Genomic DNA, 25988 nt, shown 5'->3' on the forward strand with positions numbered 1-25988 from the left:
TGTCGATCCTTCATCCGGTCATTCGAAGGGTCGAAAACTAGCCTAGGCTGTGGAGTCAGGAGCGGTACTCTCGCGGATGTTCATCCGGCAGCGCCTGTGCAAGGGACCTCATGAAGCAAAAGCAGACTCTCGCATCACCACGGCTGCTGGGCATCGTCTGGCCCTTTATTGCCGTTGTGTTATTTCAAGCCTTGCTTGGAGGCGTCAGCCTTTACGTATTATCTGCGGTTCGCGGCTATGTGGCGGGGGAAAGTCTCTGGTCCAAGGGCCAGAAGGACGCCATTTATTACCTCAATCTCTATGCTGACAGCCGTGATGGGGCGATTTTCCACAAGTACCAGCGCGCCATCGCCGTACCCGAGGGCGGCCATGAGCTGCGGGTGGCGCTGGATCGCGAGCCGCCGGATCTGGAAGCGGCAAGGGTTGGCATCCTCAAGGGCGGCAATCACCCGGACGACGTTTCCAGCCTGATCTGGCTCTATCTGAATTTTCGTCACTTCAGTTACTTGGAAGAGGCCATCGATCTATGGACGGTGGGGGACGGTTATCTGATCGAACTGGATAACGTTGCCCGACAGATGCACAGCAGCATCACCGCGGGCGAGGCTTCGGAGGCCGATATCCGCGGCTGGAAAGCAAAGATTTTAGCGATCAACGATTCCGTTACCCCGGCCGCCAAGGCGTTCAGCGATGCGCTCGGCGAGGGCTCGCGTTTTATCTTGCGCCTGTTGCTGGTGACCAACTTCGCCACGGCGCTGGGGTTGATCGTCCTGGCGTTATTGCGTACCCATAAATTGCTGGCCCAGCGGCAGGTTTTTGCCAATGCGCTGCAACTGGAGAAGGAACGGGCGCAGATCACCCTGCAATCCATTGGTGATGGGGTGATCACCACCGACGTTGAAGGCGCCATTGCCTACATGAACCCCGCCGCCGAGGCGATGACCCACTGGAAAGCCGAACACGCGACGGGATTGCCCCTGGCCGCGCTGTTCAATCTGCTCGACGACAATGCCCAGACCGAGGGCCCGACCCTGATCGAGCACATTCTCAGTGGTCGGCTCAGTGGCGCCAGCGAACATTCCAAACTGATCCAGCGCCTGGATGGCAGCACGGTGTCGGTCACCCTGGTGGGGGCGCCGATCCGGCATGCAGGCAAAGTCAGTGGCGCCGTACTGGTGTTGCACGACATGACCCAGGAGCGCCAATACATCGCTAACCTGTCGTGGCAGGCGACCCATGACGCCCTGACGGGCCTGGCCAACCGTCGGGAGTTCGAATATCGCCTCGAGCAGGCTTTGCACAACCTTACTCGTCAGGTCGGGCGCCATGCCTTGATGTTTCTTGACCTGGACCAGTTCAAGTTGGTTAACGACACCTGCGGCCACGCGGCGGGTGACGAGTTGTTGCGGCATATCTGCGCCCTGTTGCAATCGGGCCTGCGGGAACATGACACCCTGGCCCGGCTGGGGGGCGATGAGTTCGGTATTTTGCTGGAGAATTGTTCGCCCGACGCGGCGGAGAAAATCGCCGAAGGGCTGCGCCAGACTGTGCAGAACCTGCATTTTGTCTGGAAGGGCCGGCCATTCGTGACCACGGTGAGCATTGGTCTGGTGCACATCGCCCAGAGTCCGACGACCCTGGAGGCGTCCCTGCGCGCCGCCGATATGGCCTGCTACATGGCCAAGGAGAAGGGCCGTAACCGGGTCCAGGTCTATCACGCTGACGACTCGGAGCTGTCCCTGCGTTTTGGCGAGATGGCCTGGGTTCAGCGCTTGCATATGGCCCTGGAGGAAAACCGTTTCTGTCTCTACGCCCAGGAAATCGCCGCGCTGGGCCCAGGCGATCATGGCGGTGGGCATATTGAAATCCTGTTGCGCCTGCATGACGAGGCCGGGCGGATGATCCTGCCGGACAGTTTTATTCCTGCGGCAGAACGCTATGGCCTGATGACGTCCCTGGATCGTTGGGTGGTGGAAAATGTCTTCAAGATCATCCGTCAGTGCCTGAATGAATCGCGACAGGCGCCCATGGCCATGTGTGCGATAAATCTGTCAGGTACTACTATCGGAGATCAGGCGTTTCTCGACTTTCTGCGTAAACAGTTCGCGGCCTACTCGATCCCACCAGAAATGATTTGTTTTGAAATTACCGAAACCAGCGCCATTTCCAATTTGGGTAGCGCGATCCGCTTTATCAATGAACTCAAGAGCTTGGGTTGTTATTTCTCGTTGGATGACTTTTGCGCCGGAATGTCTTCATTCGCTTACCTGAAACATTTACCTGTAGACTTCCTGAAGATCGATGGGAGTTTCGTAAAGGATATGCTGGACGACCCGATTAACCGTGCAATGGTCGAAGTGATCAATCACATCGGCCACGTCATGGGTAAGCGCACAATTGCCGAGTTTGTTGAGACCGCCCAGATCGAGCAGGCATTGCTGGAGATTGGTGTGGATTACGCTCAAGGGTATGTGATTGAACGCCCGCAATTGTTTACCTGTGACACGTTGCAATGTAGGCCGGCCCGACCTCAGCCGTTGTTGTTCAAGGCCCCCGGCACGTTCCGCTGAACCTCTTGTTGATCCGGAAAAATCACAATCAAAAGGAGCCCGACAGTGATCGACACATTCAACCGAACAGGCCCGCTCATGGACGCCATTAGCTATCCGAAATGGGCACAGCAGCTCATTACCGATTGCAGCGAGAGCAAACGCCGGGTTGTCGAACACGAGCTGTATCAGCGCATGCGTGACAATAAGCTCAGCGCCAAGACCATGCGCCACTACCTCATTGGTGGTTGGCCGGTCGTTGAACAGTTCGCTTTATACATGGCACAAAACCTCACCAAGACTCGCTTTGCCCGCCATCCCGGCGAGGACATGGCGCGTCGCTGGCTGATGCGCAACATCCGTGTCGAACTCAACCATGCCGATTACTGGGTCAACTGGAGCGCCGCCCATGGCGTAACCCTGGAAGATCTGCAAGCGCAGCAGGTGCCGCCCGAGCTCCATGCGTTGAGCCATTGGTGTTGGCACACCAGCTCCTCGGATTCGCTGATCGTGGCGATCGCCGCGACCAACTATGCCATCGAGGGTGCGACTGGAGAGTGGTCGGCGCTGGTGTGTTCCACCGGCGTCTACGCCTCGGCTTTCGCCGAGGAAGATCGCAAGCGCGCCATGAAATGGCTGAAGATGCATGCCCAGTACGACGACGCCCATCCTTGGGAAGCCCTGGAAATCATCTGCACCCTGGCAGGCATGAACCCAAGCAAAGCCCTGCAAATGGAGCTGCGCCAGGCCGTGTGCAAGAGCTACGACTACATGTACCTGTTCCTGGAGCGCTGCATGCAACTGGAACAGTCGGAGTCCGTGGGCAAATCTTCTTCCACCCGTGAGCGCCTGGCGCTGGCCGGGAGCTGATTTAATCCGCTTCGAATAAGCAAACCCAGATGGGAGCGAGTCAGCTCGCGAAGAGGCTAGCAGTCAACGGGAGAGGTTGATTGGCAGGTCGTCATCGCGAGCAGGCTCGCTCCCACAGTGAGTTCGCGGTTGTTTTCAGCCCGCCATCGCCAACCGATTACGTCCTTCGCGCTTGGCCACGTACAACGCGCTGTCGGCGCGCCGCAGCAGGCTTTCGGCAGATTCCCCCGGCAGCAGGGTTGCGCAACCCAGGCTGACTGTCAGTTCAATCCTTGTTCCGGCAGCGAAATAATCCTGCACCTGGGCGGCATAACGCAGTCGTTCACCGACCAGGGCTGCGGCATCGCGGCTGGTGTTGGAGAGCAGGATCAGGAACTCTTCACCGCCGAACCTGAACACCATGTCGACGTTGCGCAGTTGATGCTTGATCGACTCGGCAACGGATTTAAGCACCTCGTCGCCGACGCCGTGCCCATGGCTGTCGTTGATGCGCTTGAAATGATCGATGTCGAGCATCAGCAGCGACAAGGGTTGCAAGTGACGCCTGGCCATGTCGATTTCACGCACCAGGGTCTGGTCCATGGCAATGCGGTTACCCGTGCCGGTCAGCGGGTCGCGCAGGGCGCTCTGGGTGGCGGCCCGGTAAAGCAGGGCATTGCGCAGCGGGTACAGCAACGTCGAGAGCACCGACTCCAGGTCGCCCTGTTCCGCTTCGCTGAAGCGTTGGTTGCGGCGGAATACCAGCTCCCCCAGGTGTTCGCCTTCATGGCTGAGGGTGTAGCTGAGGCTGTGATGTCCGCGCTGACCGAATTCGAGACGCAGATCACTGGGCTTGTGCTGATAGGCCAATGCATCCAGGGGCACCAATCGCTGAACTTCCCGGAAAAACAGGCCCAGGATGCGTTGTGGCTCCAGGCTGGTCTGCAATTGTTGGCCCAGTTGCTGGCGCAATTGCGAAAGGCTGACCGAGCGTGCCACGAGCGGCGACGGCTGGCCGAAGCCCAGGCGCTGCAACTTGGCGCTGTCGAAGTCAATCGCGTTGATCTGGGTGGGCGTTTTCATTTGGCGTTAGCCCCTAAGCTAATCTGTCCTGCCGGGCTGGGTGATGCGGCTTTGGGCTGCGTGTCGTACTGGTCCTTCAGTCCCGTAGGACATCTGATCTGAGTTTAGTCCGCTTTCCCTGGCAGGCGTAAGACTCGTCTCAACGTCCGTTCCCCGCCGAACATGGCGTGTTTGAGGATATTTAGAGCGAAAGTCGTGCCATTCAGTTCATAAGAATAAAAAATCGATTGGAATCAATTGGTTGAGTCATGATCGGAAGTGTCGCGCAATCATTTTGGCGACGTGGACTTGGCGGTTCGCTTGGCTGGGTATCGAAGGCGCCCGCGTCGCGACGGGAAATCGTCGCGACGCGGGGGGGATTATTGCGCGTTGAAGGCTTGGCCGTTGACGCCGGTGCTGTCCGGTCCCATCAGGTACAAGTAGACCGGCATGATTGCTTCAGGCGTCGGGTTGTTGAGCGGGTTTTCCCCCGGATAAGCCTGGGCGCGCATGCTGGTGCGGGTGGCGCCGGGGTTGATGCTGTTGGCGCGCACCGCTGCGACGGTATCGACTTCGTCGGCCAAGGTTTGCATCAGCCCCTCGGTGGCGAACTTGGACACGCCATAAGCCCCCCAGTACGCCCGGCCCTTGCGGCCGACGCTGCTGGAGGTGAAGACCACGGACGCGTCCTGGGACAGCTTGAGCAGCGGCAGCAGGGTGCTGGTGAGCATGAACATGGCGTTGACGTTTACATGCATCACCCGCATGAAGTTCTCGCCGGACAATTGCTCAAGTGGCGTGCGTGGACCAATGATCGAGGCGTTGTGCAGCAGGCCGTCCAGATGACCGAATTCGCTTTCGATCATGGCCGCCAGCTCATCGTACTGATGGGGCAGGGCGGTTTCGAGGTTGAACGGAATCACCGCCGGTTGCGGATGGCCGGCCGCCTCGATTTCATCATAGACCTGGGTCAGGTTGGCTTCGGTCTTGCCCAGCAACAGCACAGTGGCGCCGTGGGCGGCGTAGGCTTTCGCTGCCGCGGCACCGATCCCGCGACCGGCGCCGGTGACCAGAATGACCCGGCCATTGAGCAGGTCGGGACGGGCGGAATACTCAAACATAAAAAACCTCAACAATTAAAGCAGCACAGTACCTGCGGCACAGGGCTGTCATGGCAAGTGAGCTTTTTGTGGCGAGGGAGCTTGCTCCCGCTGGACCGCGAAGCGGTCCCTGAGTCAGCGGGCGACGGCTTTGCCGTCGAGCGGGAGCAAGCTCCCTCGCCACAAGAGCGTTAGCGCCGATTCGGTCAGCTCAACAGCCGCACAGCGCGTTATCCAGCACTTTGCGCAGCGCCGAGGGGTGATCGATGACCACATCCGCGCCCCAGTGCCTGGGGTTGTCGTCCGGGTGGATGTAGCCGTAGGTCACCGCGCAGGTCTTGGTGCCGGCGCTGCGGCCAGACTCGATGTCCCGCAGGTCATCGCCGACGAACAGTACGCTGGCCGGGTCCAGGTCGAGCATCTTGCACGCCAGGGTCAGGGGCTCCGGATCGGGCTTGCTGTTTTTCACATGGTCAGGGCAGATCAGTACCTTCGAGCGCTCGGCCAGGCCCAACTGCTGCATGATCGGCTCGGCGAAGCGCACCGGTTTGTTGGTGACCACGCCCCAGATCAGGTTCGCCGCTTCAATATCGGCCAGCACCTCGGCCATGCCGTCGAACAGGTGACTGTGGACTGCGCAACCCTTGAGGTAGCGGTCGAGGAATTCCTGGCGCAGTTCCTCGAATCCCGGTGATTCCGGGTCCATGGAAAAGGTCACCGCGACCATCGCCCGGGCACCGCCGGAAATTTCGTCGCGAATGTGCTGCTCGTTCATGGCTGGCAAACCACGGTCGGCACGCATGGCCTGGCAGATGGCGATGAAGTCGGGCGCGGTGTCGAGCAACGTGCCGTCCATGTCAAAGAGAACCGCTTTGAGACGCATCGACTTATTCCTCGCGCAGGGTCTGGATCATGTAGTTGACGTCAACGTCGGCGGCCAGCTTGTAGTGCTTGGTCAGCGGGTTGTAGGTCAGGCCAATGATGTCCTTGACGGTCAGCCCGGCCATGCGGCTCCAGGCGCCCAGCTCGGAAGGCCGGATGAATTTCTTGAAGTCGTGGGTGCCACGTGGCAGCAGCTTCATGATGTATTCGGCGCCGATGATCGCGAACAGGTACGCCTTCGGGTTGCGGTTGATCGTGGAGAAGAACACCTGGCCGCCGGGCTTGACCATGCGAAAGCACGCGCGGATGACCGATGACGGGTCCGGCACGTGTTCGAGCATTTCCAGGCAGGTGACCACGTCGAACTGCTCGGGCATTTCTTCGGCGAGGGCTTCGGCGGTGGTCTGCCGGTATTCCACGCTGACGCCAGACTCCAACTGATGCAGTTGCGCAACCGCCAGTGGCGCCTCGCCCATGTCGATGCCCATCACCGTGGCGCCGCGCTGGGCCATGGCCTCGCTGAGGATGCCGCCGCCACAGCCGACGTCGAGGACCTTCTTGCCGGCCAGATTGACCCGCTCATCAATCCAGTTGACCCGCAGCGGGTTGATGTCGTGCAGCGGTTTGAATTCGCTTTCACGGTCCCACCAGCGATGGGCCAGGGCTTCGAATTTGGCGATTTCGGCGTGGTCAACGTTGCTCATGTGCAGATCCTCGAAAAACTTGAAAAATCGTGTACCCCGAGCCATGGCTCCAGGGGCATGGTTATTCGTTGTGGCCGCTGATGCGACGCCCCCAGGCCTGGGCCGAGGCGGTCAGTTGCGACTCGTCCAGGCGCGTCAGCCGGCCATCTTCGAGCAGCGGCTTGCCGGCCACCCACAGGTGTTTCACGCAGTCGCGGCCCGTGGCGTAGATCAGTTGCGACACGGGGTCATAGACTGGTTGCTGCGCCAAGCCCGACAGGTCGAAGGCCACCAGGTCGGCGGCCTTGCCGACTTCCAGTGAGCCCACCGTTGCCTCGATGCCCAGCGCCCGGGCGCCATTGAGCGTGGCCATGCGCAGCGCCCGGTGCGCGTCCAGGGCTGTGGCCGAACCGGCGACCGCCTTGGCCAGTAGCGCAGCGGTGCGCGTCTCGCCGAGCAAATCCAGGTCGTTGTTGCTCGCCGCCCCATCGGTGCCGACCGCCACATTGACCCCGGCTTGCCACAGGCGCTCCACTGGGCAGAAACCGCTGGCCAACTTCAGGTTCGATTCCGGGCAATGGATCACGCTGCAGTTGCTTTCTACCAGCAACGCCTGGTCTTCATCGCTGACCTGGGTCATGTGCACGGCCTGGAAGCGCGGCCCCAGGAGCCCCAGTCGGCCCAGGCGGGCCATGGGCCGCTCACCGGTGTTCTCCACAGCCTGCTGCACTTCGAAGGCGGTTTCGTGAACATGCATATGAATGGCCGCGTCCAGCTCTTCGGCGATCACGCGGATTTTCTCCAGGTTCTCGTCGCCCACGGTGTACGGCGCATGGGGGCCGAACGCAACTTTGATCCGTGGGTGGTGCTTGAGGTCGCCAAAAAGCTCGATGCCCTGACGAATGGCGTCGTCGGCGCTGGCGGCGCCTGGGATAGGGAAATCGAGGATTGGGATGGCGATTTGCGCGCGGATTCCGCTGTTATGCACGCGTTCACTGGCAACCTTGGGGTAGAAGTACATGTCAGAGAAACAGGTGATGCCGCCCTTGATCTGTTCGGCGATCGCCAGGTCGGTGCCATCGCGTACGAAGTCTTCATCGACCCATTTGGCTTCAGCTGGCCAGATGTGCTGTTCGAGCCAGGTCATCAGGGGCAGGTCGTCGGCCAGGCCACGGAACAAGGTCATCGCCGCATGGCCGTGGGCGTTGACCAGGCCCGGGCTGAGCAGCATGCCCGGCAACTCACGGACCTGGGCCGCGTCACACTTCAGGGCTTCTGCCCGTGGGCCGATGAACACGATGCAACCGTCGCGGATGCCCAGGCCGTGATCCTTGAGCACCACACCGGCGGGTTCGACAGGCACCAACCAGGTCGGCAGCAATAATAAGTCGAGCGCAACGGCAGGCTTGGGCATCGTGGAACGGTTCCATGGGTTATAAAGGATGGCGAAGTATACCCGAGCGTCTTCGCGGAGGGATCGCTATAATCGGCGGCTTTTGTTCATGAGTGCGGGGTGAAGGATGCGCGATCGACTGTTGGCTGCGGAGAAGGTGAAGGCCATCGATTGGCGGGATGGCGCCCTGTACCTGCTGGATCAGCGTATTTTGCCGTTCGAGGAAAACTGGATCGCCTGCACCAGCGCGGCCGGTGTGGCCGAGGCGATTCGCTCGATGGTGGTACGTGGCGCGCCGGCCATCGGTATCAGTGCGGCCTATGGTGTGGTGCTTGCGGCGCGAGCCAGGATGGCCGAGGGCGGTGACTGGCAAGCGGCGCTGGAAGCTGACTTTGCCTTGCTGGCCGATTCCCGGCCGACAGCGGTGAACCTGTTCTGGGCATTGGACCGCATGCGTGACCGACTGGGGCGCTTGAAAGAGCATGCCGAGCCGTTGGTTGCCCTTGAGGCCGAAGCTATCGCGATCCATGAAAGCGACCGTGAAGCCAACCTGACCATGGCCCAGCTCGGTGTTGACCTGATCCGCAAGCATCAGGGCAACGCCCAGGCCATCCTGACCCACTGCAACACCGGCGCCCTGGCCACCGGCGGCTTCGGCACGGCCCTGGGGGTGATTCGCGGTGCGTTCCTCGAAGGCATGGTCGAGCGCGTCTATGCCGACGAAACCCGGCCATGGCTCCAGGGCTCGCGCCTGACGGCGTGGGAGTTGGCCAACGAAGGCATCCCGGTGACCCTCAATGCCGATTCCGCTGCGGCCCACATCATGAAGACCAAAGGCGTGACCTGGGTGATCGTCGGCGCCGACCGCATCACCGCCAACGGCGACGTGGCGAACAAGATCGGTACTTATCAACTGGCGGTCTGCGCCATGCACCACGGCGTGCGCTTCATGGTGGTGGCGCCGAGCTCGACCATCGACATGAACCTGGCCAGCGGGGACGATATCCCGATTGAAGAGCGCGACGGACGCGAGCTGCTGGAAGTCGGCGGCAAGCGGGTCGGGGCGGATGTGGAGGCCTTCAACCCGGTGTTCGACGTCACCCCGGCGGACCTGATCGACGTCATCATTACCGAGAAGGGCATTGTCGAGCGGCCGGACACGGCGAAGATGGCGCAGTTGATGTGTCGCAAGCGGTTGCACTGACGATTTGTATTGCCTGGTCTATCGCCTTCGTGAGCAAGCCCGCTCCCACATGGTGACCGTGTCGTTCGTGTGATTGATGCACGACACAGGTCCAGTGTGGGAGCGAGCTTGCTCGCGAAGAGGCCCCAACAGTCAACAAATACCTTGCATTTACCCTTCCAATCTTCATTCACCCCGCCTCTAAGCCCCTCTCGTCCTCTATCAGCCTGTCACCGGTCAACTAACTATGCTCCATGCGCATCAGGGGGATAGGTGCGTGGCGGCTCTTGTGATAACATCCGGCGGTTTCCAGGGCTGCCTCGCGAGGTGGCCTTTACTGCGCAGATCCAAGGCATAACTCGTTGATTTGTCGTAAGTCGCTGCATGGCACTTGTTCTGCAGCGGCGAGCTTCGTTCGTCCCATCTGGATGTGACGAGGTTTCACCAGAAAAAGGAATCAGGCTTCTCATGGGCGAACTGGCCAAAGAAATCCTCCCGGTCAATATCGAAGACGAGCTGAAACAGTCCTACCTCGACTACGCAATGAGCGTAATCGTCGGGCGGGCGCTGCCGGATGCGCGCGATGGCTTGAAGCCCGTGCACCGGCGCGTGCTGTTCGCGATGAGCGAGCTGGGCAACGACTTCAACAAGCCGTACAAGAAATCCGCCCGTGTCGTCGGCGACGTGATCGGTAAGTATCACCCCCACGGTGACACCGCCGTGTACGACACCATCGTGCGGATGGCCCAGCCATTTTCCCTGCGCTACCTGTTGGTAGACGGCCAGGGCAACTTCGGTTCCGTGGACGGCGACAACGCCGCAGCCATGCGATACACCGAAGTGCGCATGACCAAGCTGGCCCACGAGCTGCTGGCCGACCTGCACAAGGAAACCGTGGACTGGGTGCCGAACTACGACGGCACCGAAATGATCCCGGCGGTCATGCCGACCCGTATCCCCAACCTGCTGGTCAACGGCTCCAGCGGTATCGCCGTGGGCATGGCGACCAACATCCCGCCGCACAACCTCGGTGAAGTCATCGACGGTTGCCTGGCCCTCATCGACAATCCCGAGCTGACGGTCGATGAGCTGATGCAATACATCCCCGGTCCGGACTTCCCGACCGCCGCGATCATCAACGGTCGTGCCGGCATCATCGAAGCCTACCGCACCGGCCGTGGCCGCATTTACATGCGCGCCCGTTCGACCATCGAAGACATCGACAAGGTCGGTGGTCGCCAGCAGATCGTTATCACCGAGCTGCCGTACCAGCTGAACAAGGCCCGCCTGATCGAGAAGATCGCCGAGCTGGTGAAAGAGAAGAAACTCGAAGGCATCACCGAGCTGCGTGACGAGTCCGACAAGGACGGTATGCGCGTCGTGATCGAGCTGCGCCGTGGCGAAGTGCCTGAGGTGATTCTCAACAACCTCTACGCCCAGACCCAGCTGCAAGCGGTGTTCGGTATCAACATCGTGGCGCTGATCGACGGCCGTCCGCGGATCCTGAACCTCAAGGACCTGCTGGAAGCCTTCGTGCGTCACCGTCGCGAAGTGGTCACCCGTCGCACCGTGTTCGAGCTGCGCAAGGCCCGCGAGCGTGGTCACATCCTCGAAGGCCAGGCCGTTGCCCTGTCGAACATCGACCCGGTCATCGCCCTGATCAAGGCCTCGCCAACGCCGTCGGAAGCCAAGGAAGCGCTGATCAGCACGCCTTGGGAGTCCTCCGCGGTGGTGGCGATGGTCGAGCGTGCCGGGGCCGATTCGTGCCGTCCGGAGAACCTCGATCCGCAATACGGCCTGCGCGAGGGCAAGTACTTCCTGTCCCCGGAACAGGCCCAGGCCATCCTGGAACTGCGTCTGCACCGCCTGACCGGCCTGGAGCACGAGAAACTGCTGGCCGAGTACCAGGAGATCCTCAACCAGATCGGCGAGCTGATCCGCATCCTCAACAGCGCCACGCGCCTGATGGAAGTGATCCGCGAAGAGCTGGAAGTGATCCGCGCCGAGTACGGCGACGTGCGCCGCACCGAGATTCTCGATGCGCGTCTGGACCTGACCCTGGGTGACATGATCCCGGAAGAAGAGCGCGTGGTGACCATTTCCCACGGTGGCTACGCCAAGACCCAGCCGCTGGCCGCCTACCAGGCCCAGCGTCGTGGCGGCAAAGGCAAGTCGGCGACTGGCGTCAAGGACGAGGACTACATCGCTCACCTGCTGGTCGCCAACAGCCACACCACGCTGTTGCTGTTCTCCAGCAAGGGCAAGGTGTACTGGCTGAAAACCTACGAAATCCCTGAAGCGTCCCGTGCGGCTCGCGGTCGTCCGTTGGTCAACCTGCTGCCGCTGGACAGTGATGAATACATCACCACCATGTTGCCGGTGGAGGAATACACCGAAGGTCACTTCATCTTCATGGCTACCGCCAAAGGCACCGTGAAGAAGACCCCGCTGGAATCCTTCAGTCGCCAGCGCAGCGTTGGCCTGATCGCTCTCGAATTGGACGAAGGCGATGTGCTGATTTCCGCCGCCATCACCGACGGCGAGCGAGAAGTCATGCTGTTCTCCGACGGCGGCAAGGTCACCCGCTTCAAGGAATCCGACGTCCGTGCCATGGGCCGTACCGCCCGCGGTGTGCGCGGCATGCGCCTGCCGGAAGGCCAGAAGCTGATTTCCATGCTGATCCCCGAAGAAGGCAGCCAGATCCTCACCGCTTCGGCGCGTGGTTATGGCAAGCGCACCGCTATCAGCGAGTTCCCTGAGTACAAGCGTGGCGGCCAGGGCGTGATCGCCATGGTCAGCAACGATCGTAACGGTCGTCTGGTTGGCGCTGTCCAGGTACTCGATGGTGAAGAGATCATGTTGATCTCCGACCAGGGCACCCTGGTGCGCACGCGAGTCGCCGAAGTGTCGAGCCTGGGGCGTAACACCCAGGGCGTGACGCTGATCAAGCTGGCCAGCGATGAAACGCTGGTAGGGCTTGAGCGGGTCCAGGAGCCATCGGAAGTCGAAGGCGAGGAACTGGAAGGCGAGGAAGGCGTGGCGTTCGACGGCACCCTCGGTGCCGATGTCGACGACATGACTGGCGACCAACCGCTCGACGCTGCTGCTGACGAAGAAGAACCGCAGGACTAAGCGGACGCGCAAGGGGGCGGATGAGAATTCGCCCCCTTGTTGTTTGTCCCGTTTGAAAATTTGCGACACTGCACGTCCTATCCTTTGTGGAAGTGGGCTTGCTCGCGAATGCGGTGTGTCAACCAGTCAGATGTCGACTGACACACCGCATTCGCGAGCAAGCCCGCTCCCACATGGATAGATGTGTTGAACAAGATTTATGTGACCACCAGATCAGAGCGAGATTGGATGTGAGCAAGAGAGCCTATAACTTCTGTGCCGGCCCGGCGGCGTTGCCTGAAGCGGTCCTGAAACGTGCCCAGGGTGAACTTCTCGACTGGCATGGCAAGGGCCTGTCCGTCATGGAAATGAGCCATCGCAGCGATGAGTTCGTGTCCATTGCCACCAAGGCCGAGCAGGACCTGCGTGATCTGCTGAACATCCCGTCCAATTACAAGGTGCTGTTCCTTCAGGGCGGCGCCAGCCAGCAGTTCGCCCAGGTTCCGCTGAACCTGCTGCCGGAAAGCGGCACGGCTGACTACATCGACACCGGCATCTGGTCGCAGAAAGCTATCGAAGAGGCCTCGCGCTACGGCCACGTCAACGTTGCCGCCACCGCCAAGCCCTACGACTACTTTGCCATTCCCGGTCAGAACGAGTGGAAGCTGTCCAAGGATGCGGCCTACGTTCACTACGCGCCGAACGAAACCATCGGTGGCCTGGAATTCAACTGGATTCCGGAAACTGGCGACGTGCCCTTGGTGGCCGATATGTCTTCGGACATCCTCTCGCGCCCTGTGGATATCTCCCGTTTCGGCATGATCTACGCCGGTGCCCAGAAGAACATCGGCCCGAGCGGCATCCTGGTCAGCATCATTCGTGAAGACCTGCTGGGGCGCGCCCGTTCCCTGTGCCCGACCATGCTCAACTACAAGGTCGCGGCCGACAACGGCTCGATGTACAACACCCCGCCGACCCTGGCCTGGTACCTGTCGGGCCTGGTGTTCGAATGGCTGAAAGAGCAGGGCGGTGTCGAAGCCATCGGCAAGCTCAATGAAGTGAAGCAGCGCACGCTGTACGACTTCATCGACGCCAGCGGCCTCTACAGCAACCCGATCAACAAAACCGATCGGTCGTGGATGAACGTGCCGTTCCGCCTGGCCGATGACCGTCTGGACAAGCCATTCCTGGCCGGCGCCGACGAGCGCGGTCTGCTGAACCTCAAGGGCCACCGTTCGGTCGGTGGCATGCGCGCCTCCATCTACAACGCCGTCGACATCAATGCGGTCAATGCGTTGATTGCCTACATGGCAGAGTTCGAGAAGGAACATGGCTAATGTCTGAGCAAGAACTCAAGGCGCTGCGCCTGCGCATCGACGCCCTGGACGAAAAAGTCCTGGAACTGATCAGTGAGCGCGCGCGCTGCGCCCAGGAAGTCGCCCGGGTGAAGATGGCCTCCCTGGCTGAAGGCGAAGTGCCGGTGTTCTATCGCCCTGAGCGTGAGGCGCAGGTGCTCAAGCGCGTCATGGAGCGCAATAAAGGGCCACTGGGCAATGAAGAAATGGCGCGGTTGTTCCGCGAGATCATGTCTTCGTGCCTGGCCCTTGAGCAACCGCTGAAAGTCGCCTACCTGGGGCCGGAAGGGACCTTCACCCAGGCCGCGGCCATGAAGCATTTTGGTCACGCGGTGATCAGCAAGCCAATGGCAGCCATCGACGAAGTCTTCCGTGAAGTGGCGGCCGGGGCTGTGAATTTCGGCGTGGTTCCGGTGGAGAACTCCACTGAAGGCGCCGTCAACCACACGTTGGACAGCTTCCTCGAGCACGACATGGTGATTTGTGGCGAAGTCGAGCTGCGCATCCACCATCACCTGCTGGTGGGCGACAACACCAAGACCGACAGCATCAGCCGGATCTATTCCCACGCCCAGTCCCTGGCCCAGTGCCGCAAGTGGCTGGACGCGCATTACCCGAACGTCGAGCGCGTGGCGGTATCGAGCAACGCCGAGGCGGCCAAGCGGGTCAAGGGTGAGTGGAACTCGGCGGCGATTGCCGGTGACATGGCGGCCGGCCTCTACGGCCTGACGCGCCTGGCCGAGAAGATCGAGGATCGTCCGGACAACTCCACGCGATTCCTGATGATCGGCAGCCAGGAAGTACCGCCGACCGGCGACGACAAGACGTCGATCATCGTCTCCATGAGCAACAAGCCCGGCGCGCTCCATGAACTGCTGGTGCCGTTCCACGACAACGGTATTGACCTGACCCGGATCGAGACCCGTCCGTCGCGCAGCGGTAAATGGACTTACGTGTTCTTCATCGATTTCGTCGGCCACCACCGCGATCCGTTGGTAAAAGGTGTGCTGGAAAAAATCAGTCAGGAAGCAGTGGCACTCAAAGTGCTGGGTTCCTACCCCAAGGCAGTTCTTTAAGGGCGGATAGCAAATGAGTGGCAACTTCCTCGCCCTGGCACAGCCAGGCGTGCAACAACTCTCGCCTTACGTTCCGGGCAAGCCTGTGGATGAGCTGGCTCGTGAGCTGGATCTGGACCCGGCCAGCATCGTCAAATTGGCCAGCAACGAAAACCCGCTGGGCGCGAGCCCCAAGGCGCTGGCGGCGATCCGCGATGAGCTGGCTGAGCTGACCCGTTACCCTGATGGCAACGGTTTCTCGCTCAAGAGTCTGCTGGCCGAGCGCTGTGGCGTGGAGCTGAACCAGGTGACCCTGGGCAACGGTTCCAATGACATCCTCGAGCTGGTGGCGCGGGCCTATCTGGCACCGGGCCTCAATGCGGTGTTCAGCGAGCACGCGTTTGCGGTCTACCCGATCGCGACCCAGGCCGTCGGTGCCGACGCCCATGTGGTTCCGGCCAAGAATTGGGGGCACGATCTGCCGGCCATGCTGGCTGCCATCGACGCCAACACCCGTGTGGTCTTCATTGCCAACCCGAACAATCCGACTGGCACTTGGTTCGACGCCCAAGCGTTGGACGATTTCCTGCAGGATGTGCCCGAGCACGTGCTGGTGGTGCTGGATGAGGCCTACATCGAATACGCCGAAGGCAGCGACTTGCCCGATGGCTTGGACTTCCTCGCGGCCTACCCGAACCTGCTGGTCTCGCGCACCTTCTCCAAGGCCTATGGCCTGGCCTCGCTGCGAGTCGGCTACGGCCTGTCCACCGCTGTGGTGGCCGATGTGCTGAATCGCGTGCGCCAGCCGTTCAACGTCAATAGCTTCGCCTTGGCCGCTGCCTGCGCCGCCTTGCAGGATGACGCCTATCTGGCCGAAAGCCGTCGTTTGAACGAGGCTGGCATGCAGCAACTGGAAGCCGGGTTCCGTGAGCTGGGCCTGAGCTGGATTCCATCCAAAGGCAATTTCATCTGCGTCGACCTCGGGCGTGTCGCGGCGCCGGTGTTCCAGGGCTTGTTGCGCGAAGGCGTGATCGTGCGTCCGGTGGCCAATTACGGCATGCCGAACCACCTGCGCATCACCATTGGCCTACCAGCGGAAAACAGCCGTTTCCTTGAGGCGTTGAGCAAGGTTCTGGCTCGTGGTTGATGTCACTTCACTGCAACCTGTTGCCCCTATGATCGGTCGCCTGGTAGTGGTCGGCCTGGGGTTGATTGGCGGTTCGTTTGCCAAGGGGCTGCGCGAAAGCGGCCTGTGCCAAGAGGTGGTCGGTGTCGATCTGGATCCGCAGTCGCGCAAGCTGGCGGTGGAGCTGGGGGTGGTGGATCGTTGCGAAGATGACCTGACGATCGCTTGCCAGGGCGCAGACGTGATTCAGCTGGCGGTGCCGATCCTGGCCATGGAAAAGTTGCTGGCGCGCCTGGCTACCATGGACCTGGGGCGCGCCATCCTCACGGATGTCGGCAGCGCCAAGGGCAATGTCGTGCGCGCCGCCACCGAAGCCTTCGGCGGCATGCCGACGCGCTTCGTGCCCGGTCATCCGATTGCCGGTTCGGAGCAGAGCGGGGTGGAAGCCTCCAACGCGGAACTGTTTCGTCGTCACAAAGTGATATTGACGCCGCTGGAGCAGACCGACCCGGCTGCGCTGGCGGTGGTGGACCGGTTGTGGCGCGAACTGGGTGCCGATGTCGAGCACATGCAGGTCGAGCGCCACGATGAAGTGTTGGCCGCCACCAGTCATTTGCCGCACCTGTTGGCATTCGGCCTGGTGGATTCATTGGCCAAACGCAATGAAAATCTTGAGATCTTCCGTTACGCTGCCGGCGGTTTCCGCGATTTCACGAGAATCGCCGGTAGCGACCCGGTCATGTGGCACGACATCTTCCTTGCTAACCGCGAAGCTGTCCTGCGCACACTCGATACATTTCGCAGCGACCTCGACGCCTTGCGCGACGCGGTCGATGCAGGGGACGGGCACCAATTGCTGGGCGTTTTCACACGCGCCAGGGTGGCCCGCGAGCATTTCAGTAAAATCCTGGCCCGTCGGGCCTATGTGGACGCTATGAACTCCAATGATCTGATTTTCCTGGCACAACCTGGTGGCTCCCTGAGTGGGCGTATTCGTGTACCGGGCGATAAATCGATTTCCCACCGTTCGATCATGCTCGGCTCCCTGGCCGAAGGCGTGACAGAAGTGGAAGGCTTCCTCGAGGGCGAAGACGCCCTGGCGACGCTGCAAGCGTTTCGCGACATGGGCGTGGTCATCGAAGGCCCGCATCACGGTCGCGTGACCATCCATGGTGTCGGCCTGCACGGCCTCAAGCCTGCCCCTGGCCCGATCTACCTGGGCAACTCCGGTACTTCGATGCGCCTGTTGTCCGGCCTGCTGGCCGCGCAGGACTTCGACAGCACCCTGACCGGTGACGCCTCGCTGTCCAAGCGTCCGATGAATCGTGTCGCCAACCCGTTGCGGGAAATGGGTGCGGTCATCGAGACCGCGGCCGAGGGCCGTCCGCCGATGACTATTCGCGGCGGCAACAAGCTCAAGGGCCTGACCTACACCATGCCGATGGCCAGCGCCCAGGTTAAGTCCTGCCTGCTGTTGGCGGGGCTCTATGCCGAAGGCAAGACCACTGTCACCGAGCCAGCTCCGACCCGCGACCACACCGAGCGCATGTTGCGCGGCTTTGGCTACCCGGTCACAGTCAACGGTGCCACCGCTTCCGTCGAGTCTGGCAGCAAACTGACCGCGACCCACATTGAAGTGCCGGGCGATATCTCCTCGTCGGCATTCTTTCTGGTGGCCGCCTCGATTGCCGAAGGTTCCGACCTGGTGCTCGAGCATGTCGGCATCAACCCGACCCGCACCGGCGTGATCGACATCCTGCGTCTGATGGGTGCTGACATCACCCTGGAAAACCAGCGTGAAGTCGGCGGCGAGCCGGTGGCAGACTTGCGCGTACGAGCAGCTAAACTCAAGGGTATCGAGATTCCCGAGGCGTTGGTTCCGCTGGCCATCGATGAATTCCCGGTGCTGTTCGTGGCGGCCGCGTGTGCCGAAGGGCGTACCGTGTTGACCGGCGCCGAAGAGCTGCGGGTCAAGGAATCGGATCGTATCCAGGTGATGGCGGACGGCTTGCTGGCCCTGGGCGTCAAGTGCCAGCCAACGCCGGACGGCATCATCATCGACGGCGGCCAGATCGGCGGTGGCGAAGTCCATGGTCACGGTGACCACCGCATCGCCATGGCCTTCAGTGTTGCGTCGTTGCGCGCCAGTGCGCCAATTCGCATCCATGATTGCGCGAACGTCGCGACGTCGTTCCCGAACTTCCTGACGCTGTGCGCGCAGGTTGGTATTCGAGTAGCACAAGAGGCACAGTCGTGAACATAAAGGCACCGGTCGTCACCATCGATGGCCCAAGTGGCTCGGGCAAGGGGACCGTCGCCGGGATCCTGGCCAGGCAACTGGGCTGGAACCTGCTCGATTCGGGTGCCTTGTATCGCCTGCTGGCATTCGCCGCCGCCAATCATGGCGTCGACCTGACCAACGAAGAGTTGCTCAAGGCGTTGGCCGCGCATCTGGACGTGCAGTTCATCGCGGCGACCGACGGTCAGTTGCAGCGCATCATTCTGGAAGGTGACGAAGTCAGCGATGTCATCCGGACCGAAAGCGTTGGCGCCGGGGCTTCCCAGGTCGCCGCGCTGCCGGCGGTGCGCGAGGCGTTGCTGCAACGCCAGCGCGCCTTCCAGGAGCCACCGGGGCTGGTGGCCGACGGTCGCGACATGGGCACGGTAGTGTTTCCCGATGCGCCGCTGAAGATTTTCCTGACCGCCAGTGCAGAGGAGCGGGCGCGTCGCCGATATTTGCAGTTGAAGGGCAAAGGCGAGGATGTTAGTCTGTCGAGTCTGCTAGATGAGATCCGTGCACGCGACGAGCGTGACACCCAGCGCGCAGTAGCCCCGCTCAAGCCGGCGGCTGACGCGATACAGCTGGATTCCACGGAGTTGTCCATCGATCAGGTGTTGCAACGCATCATGAGCGAGATCGCCATTCGCGATATCGCCGGGTGACCAGGAAGCTCCGCAGGGGACCAGTCATAGTCCTGTGGTGCTTCTTTTATATGAAACTAACCCACACCGTCTGGGGTGTGGAGGCGGGCGTATTCTTCGCCCTAATCAACAGGAATTAAAATGAGCGAAAGCTTTGCGGAACTCTTTGAAGAAAGCCTGAAAACCCTGAACCTTCAGGCAGGCTCCATCATCACCGGTGTTATCGTTGATATCGATTACCAAGCTCGCTGGGTAACCGTTCACGCTGGTCTGAAGTCTGAAGCACTCATCCCGCTTGAGCAGTTCTACAACGACGCTGGCGAACTGAACATCAACGTAGGTGACGAAGTTCACGTTGCGCTGGACTCGGTTGAAGATGGCTTTGGTGAAACCAAGCTGTCCCGTGAAAAAGCCAAGCGCGCTGAATGCTGGATCGTTCTGGAAGCGGCTTTCGCAGCTGAGGAAGTGGTCAAGGGCGTTATCAACGGTAAGGTTAAAGGCGGCTTCACTGTCGACGTTAACGGCATCCGTGCGTTCCTGCCAGGTTCCCTGGTTGACGTCCGTCCAGTGCGCGACACCACGCACCTGGAAGGCAAAGAGCTGGAATTCAAGGTCATCAAGCTGGACCAGAAGCGCAACAACGTTGTCGTTTCCCGTCGCAGTGTCCTGGAAGCCGAGAACTCCGCCGAGCGTGAAGCTCTGCTGGAATCGCTGCAGGAAGGCCAACAGGTCAAAGGTATCGTCAAGAACCTCACCGATTACGGCGCATTCGTCGATCTGGGTGGCGTCGATGGCCTGCTGCACATCACCGACATGGCCTGGAAGCGTATCAAGCATCCTTCGGAAATCGTCAACGTTGGCGACGAGATCGATGTCAAGGTTCTGAAGTACGATCGCGAGCGCAATCGTGTTTCCCTGGGCCTCAAGCAACTGGGCGAAGATCCATGGGTTGCTATCAAAGCCCGTTACCCAGAAAGCACTCGCGTCACCGCTCGTGTTACCAACCTGACCGACTACGGCTGCTTCGCTGAGCTGGAAGAAGGCGTTGAAGGCCTGGTACACGTTTCCGAAATGGACTGGACCAACAAGAACATCCACCCTTCGAAAGTCGTACAAGTCGGCGACGAAGTGGAAGTCATGGTTCTGGACATCGACGAAGAGCGTCGTCGTATCTCCCTGGGCATCAAGCAGTGCAAATCTAACCCATGGGAAGATTTCTCTGGCCAGTTCAACAAGGGCGATAAAATCTCCGGCACCATCAAGTCGATCACCGATTTCGGTATCTTCATTGGTCTGGACGGCGGCATCGACGGCCTGGTTCACCTGTCCGACATCTCCTGGAACGAAGTGGGCGAAGAAGCCGTACGCCGCTTCAAGAAGGGCGACGAGCTGGACACCGTTATCCTGTCGGTTGACCCAGAGCGCGAGCGCATCTCCCTGGGTATCAAGCAACTGGAAAGCGATCCGTTCTCCGAGTACGTTCAAGAGAACGACAAAGGCGCAATCGTTAAGGGCATCGTGAAGGAAGTTGACGCTAAAGGCGCCATCATCACCCTGGCCGACGATATCGAAGCGACTCTGAAAGCCTCCGAAATCAGCCGTGACCGCGTTGAAGACGCGCGTAACGTCCTGAAAGAAGGCGAAGAAGTAGAAGCCAAGATCATCAGCGTTGACCGCAAGAGCCGCGTAATCCAGCTCTCCATCAAGTCGAAAGACGTTGAAGAAGAGAAAGAAGCTATCCAGAGCCTGCGCGACAAGCCGGCTTCGGACACAGCTGCTCCTGGTCCTACCACTCTGGGCGACCTGTTGCGTGCACAAATGGAAAAACAGAACTGAGTTCTGTCAGACCATAGAAAAAGGGCGACTTCGGTCGCCCTTTTTTGTGCCTGCGATTTATCTGAATTTTTCCTCCGCGTCCGCGAGTACTGCAGTCTCTCACGTTCAATATGAAACCAATCCCGTTGCCAGGGTGTCTGTTTTGTTAAGCAGATCAATCATCTATTCAAGTCTGGCCGGCCTGAGATAAATCATCGGATCGAGCCTCTTGTACCAAGGATGTGAATGAACAAATTATTTTGGGTAATGGTCGTGCTGGCGCTGGCCGGCTGTGCCACAAGCGCCAAGACCCATGCAGTGCGGGGCGTCAGTGGTATCGAGATCGATTGTTCAGGATTGGGTTCCGGCTGGGAGAAGTGCCATAAGAGGGCTGTCAGAGAGTGCAAGGGCGCAGGCTACAAGGTGATTACCCGATCCGACGACGCGAAGGATGAAGATCAATACCCCTTTGGTTTCAATCCGGCAGGTTATCTGACGCGTACGATGCTGGTCATTTGTCGCTGAGTACATCCAAATGCAGCGCGTGCGCAGAAATGGGGCAAATACGACACCGAGAAGATATGTCAATACTCGGGCTGTTCAAAATCCTCCGGTCATGCTAAAACCTTTGAAGCGATTTTCCTAGCTGCTTGAAAAAGAAGGGAAAAATATGACGAAGTCGGAGTTGATCGAACGAATTGTCACCCATCAAGGGCTACTCTCATCCAAGGATGTAGAGCTGGCTATCAAGACCATGCTTGAGCAAATGTCCCAATGCCTGGCTACGGGAGATCGTATCGAGATCCGTGGCTTCGGCAGCTTCTCCCTCCACTACCGCGCCCCGCGGGTAGGTCGTAATCCAAAAACCGGTCAGTCCGTTAGCCTTGATGGGAAATTTGTTCCTCATTTCAAGCCGGGTAAAGAGCTTAGGGACCGGGTGAATGAGGAAGAGGAGGGGGATGACCTTTAACGGGATGTACAGAAGAAGGGATATTCATGTGGAACTTTAAACGTCTGGCGCTAGCCTTGCTCGTGATGCTGGTGGCTTCAGCTGTTGTTCTGTTCGTGCTTGAAAATAATCAGTCTGTCGCTCTGATGATTTTTGGTTGGGGCGCACCATCGCTGCCAGTTGCGGTACTGGTGCTAGGTGCCTTTTTGGCTGGCCTCACGCTGGGGCCTTTACTGGGTACCTATATTGCGCTGCGGGAGAGGCGTCGTACGCGCAAGACGGCTGTTTGAGCGACCTTTTTCTATAACTAGGTTGTTGACTACAGGTATAGGTCCGGAGCTCCTGACCGTTACGTCATGCATTTAGAATGCAATCATGGCGTTGTGGCTCGAATGGCTCATTTCATCGCTGCTCACCATGGCGTTACGTGTGGTGTCAGTAGCTATTGTCGTGATTATTCTCCGAGCTTTCGGCCAAACCTGGTCCTTCGTCCTCAAGATGCTATCGAAACCTCTGGAGAGTGTCTGACACCAGGGTTGTCGTACGCCATCGAGATGGGCTAACCCATCGTCGCTACTCTCTAGCAGGCCACGTCGCACGTCCTGTGCTTGCCTGTAAATGTAGGGAACAGCATGACCTTTTAGTCCCGTTGATCTGCAACCTAATTCAGGATTCGCTTGTCGAAGTGACACATTGATGCGGTATTTTGTTCAGAATAGAGCCAAAGTACGCTGGTGTTGGAGTTTTGTGGCCTGCAATTGTGCAACATTTAGGAAAAACTGCAGCAACCGCATAAGTCCAAGCTACGCTCAATGTGAGGCTGGAAGGATGTGTTGCGTCGGCGATATGCGAATTGCGGGTAGTATGCATATTCTGGATTTTTGATATTAAATTAGTGGCTCTATGCCACTCAGTAAAACCGATGCTCTACTCCCCTGAAGTGCCATTATTCCAATATCAAAGGATGGATAACGTGTGGAAAGAACGGCCAAGCGTCGACAATTGTGGTGGTAGCAGCCAAAATGTTGCTTAACGACATTACATTTTGCTGAAGTGATTGGGATGTTGAAGGATTGGAGTTCAGCACCTAATGTTTTAGTGATACTTAGACATAATTAGAAGCATGGATTTTTTCGTAGTGTCAGCGGCACGTGCGAATTTTGAGGAGAGCGAATGTTGAACGGGACTACAGCTGCATCTGAGTTTTTCCCTTTGGATGATCGCTCGAGCGTTAATCACGTCGCTACCGTAGCCGTACTGCTGTGTACAAGAAATGGCGAACGTTATCTGGCCGAACAAATGATCTCGTTGGAAAGGCAAACTTTTCAAAACTTTAAGGTCTTTGTTTCAGATGATGGTTCGAATGATGCAACAGTTGCAATGCTCAAAGAATATGCTGACCGTTGGGGGCATGATCGGATATCAATATACGAGGGGCCGCTGAAAGGTTTTGCTCGAAATTTTCTCTCAATAAGCTGCAGGCAAAATGTCGAGGCGGACTATTATGCTTGGTGTGATCAGGATGATATCTGGAACAGTGACAAGTTGGAAAAAGCAGTTGGCCAGTTGTCGAGAGTGCCTCGTAATGAACCCGCATTGTACTGCTCGCGGACCGAACTTATCGATGAGAGTGGCAAGCATATAGGCTTTTCTCCGTCGTTTTCTCGTCCTGCAAATTTTCGCAATGCACTGGTTCAAAATATCGCGGGCGGTAATACCATGGTATTCAATCATGCGCTAATGAACCTACTGCGTGAGGCGGGGGCGGAAGTGCCGGCAGTTTCTCATGATTGGTGGGCGTATATGATCGTAAGCGGCTGTGGTGGAAAAGTCCTGTATGATGTTGCCCCGTCTGTCCGTTATCGGCAGCATAGTGCCAACTGTGTAGGTTCGAATACGGGAATTTTTGAAAAAAGTAAAAGAATTAAACAGTTGTTACACGGTCGCTTCCGCTTCTGGATGGATCAGAATCTTGTAGCCTTGCAGGCGATCAGTCATCGTTTTACTTCTGAGAATATACAGACGTTGGAGAAGTTTGGTGCCGCTCGTCAATATAGGTTACTGCGCAGGGTGTTGGAAATTCAGCGAGCCGGAGTCTACAGACAGACGTTCCTGGGAAATCTGGGGTTGACAGTTGCCACGTTGATACGTCGTGTATAACTGCTGAACACTGTACTTAAAAATTTGGGAGGACTCGATTTCAGTGTAACGAAAGCGAGTCATCCCCCGTCCCGTTAGAACTTAAAGCTTGCTGGCCGCAGATCTTCTTTTTGAACATTTTTCAGTGTGATGGAGTCATCGGTTGTCAAAGTGATGATGATGTCCTCATCCACTTGGGTCGTCGCTTCCATTACTTCCTCGTAGGAGTGGAAGGCGCCTGCAAAGTCGACGATGTCCTGCTCAGTTGTACTCACTGAAAAGTCCCCAATGGTATCGTGGTCGATGCCCGAGCGTTTCCAGAAAGCAAAGGTGTCCACATCGGGGCCGCCCCACATTACGTCGTTACCAGGCCCACCGTCGAAAAAGTCATTTCCCTTAGCCCCCCATAACTCGTCGTCTCCTTCATCTCCGAAGAGGTAGTCATCGCCTTCGCGACCGTCTATACGATCATTCCCCAGTCCACCCGCAAGCAGGTTCGTTTTGTCATCGCCTTGCAGGACGTCTTCGTAGGGAGTGCCTTGAGCGCCTTGAATATTGATCAAGTGATCGGTTTCGCAGCAGTTCCAAGCCCTGCCAGTTGCCAGGTCGACATAGATCGGGTGTTTTGCTCTACCCGGGTAGAGTGGATGCCAGTAGTCCACCATATTGGCAGCGTTTTTACCTTCAATGGTTTTTTGGCCAACCCTGGTTTTGCTGACCGGTAGAAAGGCCGGCGACATCAACCGGTGTAATGGGGACAAATAGGTGGATATGGGGGGTTCAACAGTTTCGACCTGCCCTGGGGTTGCGCGACCTGGTTTCAGTAATAGATTCTGCTCATCGGATGAGTTGCCACCCAAGTCTCTTACGCGGGTTCTCTTGTGATTATCCGGTAGATAATAAGGAATGAAGGATGCTGTAACATTATTTCCTCCAAGGGCGCCAGACTCTGAGCGTTTGAAAGTAATGCCCTGTTGGAAGTTCTTGATAGTGTTATCGGCCACTAGTACATCGCTGATGCCATCACCACCCACCCATATGCCGTAGCTGGAGCGTGAGCGGGTAGTCCAGCCAGGTGAGTCGGTAGGGATTTCAAGGGAATTGTTGGTGATCCGATTGCCTTTCACGATGCTCCCGCTACCAAAGCGTGTGAGTGAGATGCCTACGCCTTCTCCTATGTCCGCTGCTCCTGTCCCGCGTACCTCTTCAACCTGATTGTTGAGGATCAGCGTCTTTTCTCCATAGGTTTCGATGCCCATGGCATAAGCGTTGTCGCTGGTCATATCGCCACCGACATTACTGATTTTATTCTCGCGAATTACAGTGTTCTGCCCTTCGGTACGAATCCCCCTGAAACTGCTTTGGCTTATGCTTAGGTGTTCAATGACGTGTCCGCCAGGGCCGAGGTCTTTCGACGTTTGAGCTTTGTCGGCATAGCCAGATAAATAGACGCCGTGCTGAAAGCCGCGAATCTTACCGTTTCTTATTTCAATGTGATGGTGGCCAAAAGAGACGATGCCAGACGATGTGGTGTCGGTAGTCAGAGGGCCGGTGATGGATTGCCCATTCAGGTCAATTATCACATTGTCGGCGGCAACAGATATACCGTCGGTAGTAGTGTCCAGAGAGGTGGCCAGTTTGTAGTGGCCACTTTTCTCAATCGTGTAAGGCAGCGCATTGATGTACCGGGGTTCGGTTTGTGGGTGAGGCGTTGTCGGCTGTGCGATGCTATGAGTGGGAATGAATCCTAAGGTGATAATAATCACCGTGTTTAATGCCGTTGCTCCAGTTTTCTTGATTTTTACTTGCATGGAA

General features: G+C 58.6%; 20 protein-coding genes. 14 read left to right on the plus strand and 6 right to left on the minus strand.

The annotated features are described in order from the left end of the window. Positions 1–110: 110 nt before the first annotated feature. Both EPZ47_RS08340 and EPZ47_RS08345 read left to right on the plus strand, forming a co-directional pair. Positions 111–2570 carry an EAL domain-containing protein gene (locus EPZ47_RS08340; RefSeq protein WP_135844345.1) on the plus strand — a complete coding sequence of 820 codons (2460 nt, stop codon included), beginning with the start codon at positions 111–113 and terminating at the stop codon, positions 2568–2570. Between the two features lie 78 nt (positions 2571–2648). Further along, complete coding sequence (locus EPZ47_RS08345) at positions 2649–3419, plus strand: iron-containing redox enzyme family protein (protein WP_406550128.1); 771 nt, start codon at positions 2649–2651, stop codon at positions 3417–3419. Between the two features lie 135 nt (positions 3420–3554). On the opposite strand, the gene EPZ47_RS08350 is transcribed toward EPZ47_RS08345, so the two are convergent. The 5 genes from EPZ47_RS08350 to EPZ47_RS08370 form a co-directional block, all read right to left on the minus strand. Next, positions 3555–4481: a GGDEF domain-containing protein gene (locus tag EPZ47_RS08350; protein WP_135844347.1), complete on the minus strand. Its 927-nt coding sequence runs from the start codon at positions 4479–4481 to the stop codon at positions 3555–3557. Positions 4482–4840: 359 nt separating this feature from the next. After that, positions 4841–5581, minus strand: a complete 741-nt coding sequence (locus EPZ47_RS08355) for a YciK family oxidoreductase (protein WP_135844348.1) — start codon at positions 5579–5581, stop codon at positions 4841–4843. Positions 5582–5771: 190 nt separating this feature from the next. Beyond that, on the minus strand, positions 5772–6443 hold the full coding sequence (gene mupP, locus EPZ47_RS08360) for an N-acetylmuramic acid 6-phosphate phosphatase MupP (RefSeq protein ID WP_135844349.1): 672 nt from the start codon (positions 6441–6443) through the stop codon (positions 5772–5774). A 4-nt stretch (positions 6444–6447) separates the two neighbouring features. Next, positions 6448–7146 carry a bifunctional 2-polyprenyl-6-hydroxyphenol methylase/3-demethylubiquinol 3-O-methyltransferase UbiG gene (gene ubiG, locus EPZ47_RS08365; RefSeq protein ID WP_135844350.1) on the minus strand — a complete coding sequence of 233 codons (699 nt, stop codon included), beginning with the start codon at positions 7144–7146 and terminating at the stop codon, positions 6448–6450. Positions 7147–7207: 61 nt separating this feature from the next. Then, positions 7208–8539, minus strand: a complete 1332-nt coding sequence (locus EPZ47_RS08370) for a TRZ/ATZ family hydrolase (RefSeq protein ID WP_135844351.1) — start codon at positions 8537–8539, stop codon at positions 7208–7210. Positions 8540–8645: 106 nt separating this feature from the next. Here EPZ47_RS08370 and mtnA point away from each other — a divergent pair, with 106 nt between their 5' ends. The 12 genes from mtnA to EPZ47_RS08430 all read left to right on the plus strand — a co-directional run bounded on the left by mtnA (position 8646) and on the right by EPZ47_RS08430 (position 24194). Then, on the plus strand, positions 8646–9722 hold the full coding sequence (gene mtnA / locus EPZ47_RS08375) for an S-methyl-5-thioribose-1-phosphate isomerase (protein ID WP_135844352.1): 1077 nt from the start codon (positions 8646–8648) through the stop codon (positions 9720–9722). A gap of 447 nt (positions 9723–10169) precedes the next feature. After that, complete coding sequence (gyrA, locus tag EPZ47_RS08380; protein ID WP_025212561.1) at positions 10170–12833, plus strand: DNA gyrase subunit A; 2664 nt, start codon at positions 10170–10172, stop codon at positions 12831–12833. 230 nt (positions 12834–13063) lie between these two features. Further along, positions 13064–14149 carry a 3-phosphoserine/phosphohydroxythreonine transaminase gene (serC, locus tag EPZ47_RS08385; RefSeq protein WP_135844353.1) on the plus strand — a complete coding sequence of 362 codons (1086 nt, stop codon included), beginning with the start codon at positions 13064–13066 and terminating at the stop codon, positions 14147–14149. Next, positions 14149–15243 (plus strand): prephenate dehydratase, encoded by a 1095-nt coding sequence (gene pheA, locus EPZ47_RS08390; RefSeq protein WP_135844354.1) that lies wholly within the window; start codon positions 14149–14151, stop codon positions 15241–15243. Before serC ends, pheA begins: the two co-directional genes overlap by 1 nt. Positions 15244–15256: 13 nt before the next feature. Continuing rightward, a complete protein-coding gene (gene hisC / locus EPZ47_RS08395; RefSeq protein ID WP_135844355.1) occupies positions 15257–16369 on the plus strand; it encodes a histidinol-phosphate transaminase in 1113 nt (370 codons plus the stop codon). A 28-nt stretch (positions 16370–16397) separates the two neighbouring features. Continuing rightward, positions 16398–18605 carry a bifunctional prephenate dehydrogenase/3-phosphoshikimate 1-carboxyvinyltransferase gene (locus EPZ47_RS08400; RefSeq protein ID WP_135847961.1) on the plus strand — a complete coding sequence of 736 codons (2208 nt, stop codon included), beginning with the start codon at positions 16398–16400 and terminating at the stop codon, positions 18603–18605. Further along, the gene (cmk, locus tag EPZ47_RS08405) at positions 18602–19291 is read left to right on the plus strand and encodes a (d)CMP kinase (RefSeq protein ID WP_135844356.1); all 690 of its coding nucleotides are present in this window, start codon (positions 18602–18604) and stop codon (positions 19289–19291) included. Before EPZ47_RS08400 ends, cmk begins: the two co-directional genes overlap by 4 nt. A 120-nt stretch (positions 19292–19411) precedes the next feature. Next, positions 19412–21106, plus strand: a complete 1695-nt coding sequence (rpsA, locus tag EPZ47_RS08410) for a 30S ribosomal protein S1 (RefSeq protein ID WP_007939922.1) — start codon at positions 19412–19414, stop codon at positions 21104–21106. A 225-nt stretch (positions 21107–21331) separates the two neighbouring features. Then, positions 21332–21610: a hypothetical protein gene (locus tag EPZ47_RS08415; protein ID WP_135844357.1), complete on the plus strand. Its 279-nt coding sequence runs from the start codon at positions 21332–21334 to the stop codon at positions 21608–21610. 145 nt (positions 21611–21755) lie between these two features. Next, positions 21756–22055: an integration host factor subunit beta gene (gene ihfB, locus EPZ47_RS08420; protein ID WP_135844358.1), complete on the plus strand. Its 300-nt coding sequence runs from the start codon at positions 21756–21758 to the stop codon at positions 22053–22055. 26 nt (positions 22056–22081) lie between these two features. Next, on the plus strand, positions 22082–22324 hold the full coding sequence (locus tag EPZ47_RS08425) for a lipopolysaccharide assembly protein LapA domain-containing protein (protein ID WP_135844359.1): 243 nt from the start codon (positions 22082–22084) through the stop codon (positions 22322–22324). Between the two features lie 883 nt (positions 22325–23207). Continuing rightward, entirely contained in the window at positions 23208–24194 is a 987-nt protein-coding gene (locus EPZ47_RS08430; RefSeq protein ID WP_135844360.1) for a glycosyltransferase family 2 protein, read from the plus strand. A 74-nt stretch (positions 24195–24268) separates the two neighbouring features. On the opposite strand, the gene EPZ47_RS08435 is transcribed toward EPZ47_RS08430, so the two are convergent. Then, the gene (locus EPZ47_RS08435; protein WP_135844361.1) at positions 24269–25984 is read right to left on the minus strand and encodes a hypothetical protein; all 1716 of its coding nucleotides are present in this window, start codon (positions 25982–25984) and stop codon (positions 24269–24271) included. Between the last annotated feature and the right edge of the window lie 4 nt (positions 25985–25988).

Origin of the sequence: Pseudomonas viciae (assembly GCF_004786035.1) — a bacterium.
GTDB classification, from domain to species: domain Bacteria; phylum Pseudomonadota; class Gammaproteobacteria; order Pseudomonadales; family Pseudomonadaceae; genus Aquipseudomonas; species Aquipseudomonas viciae.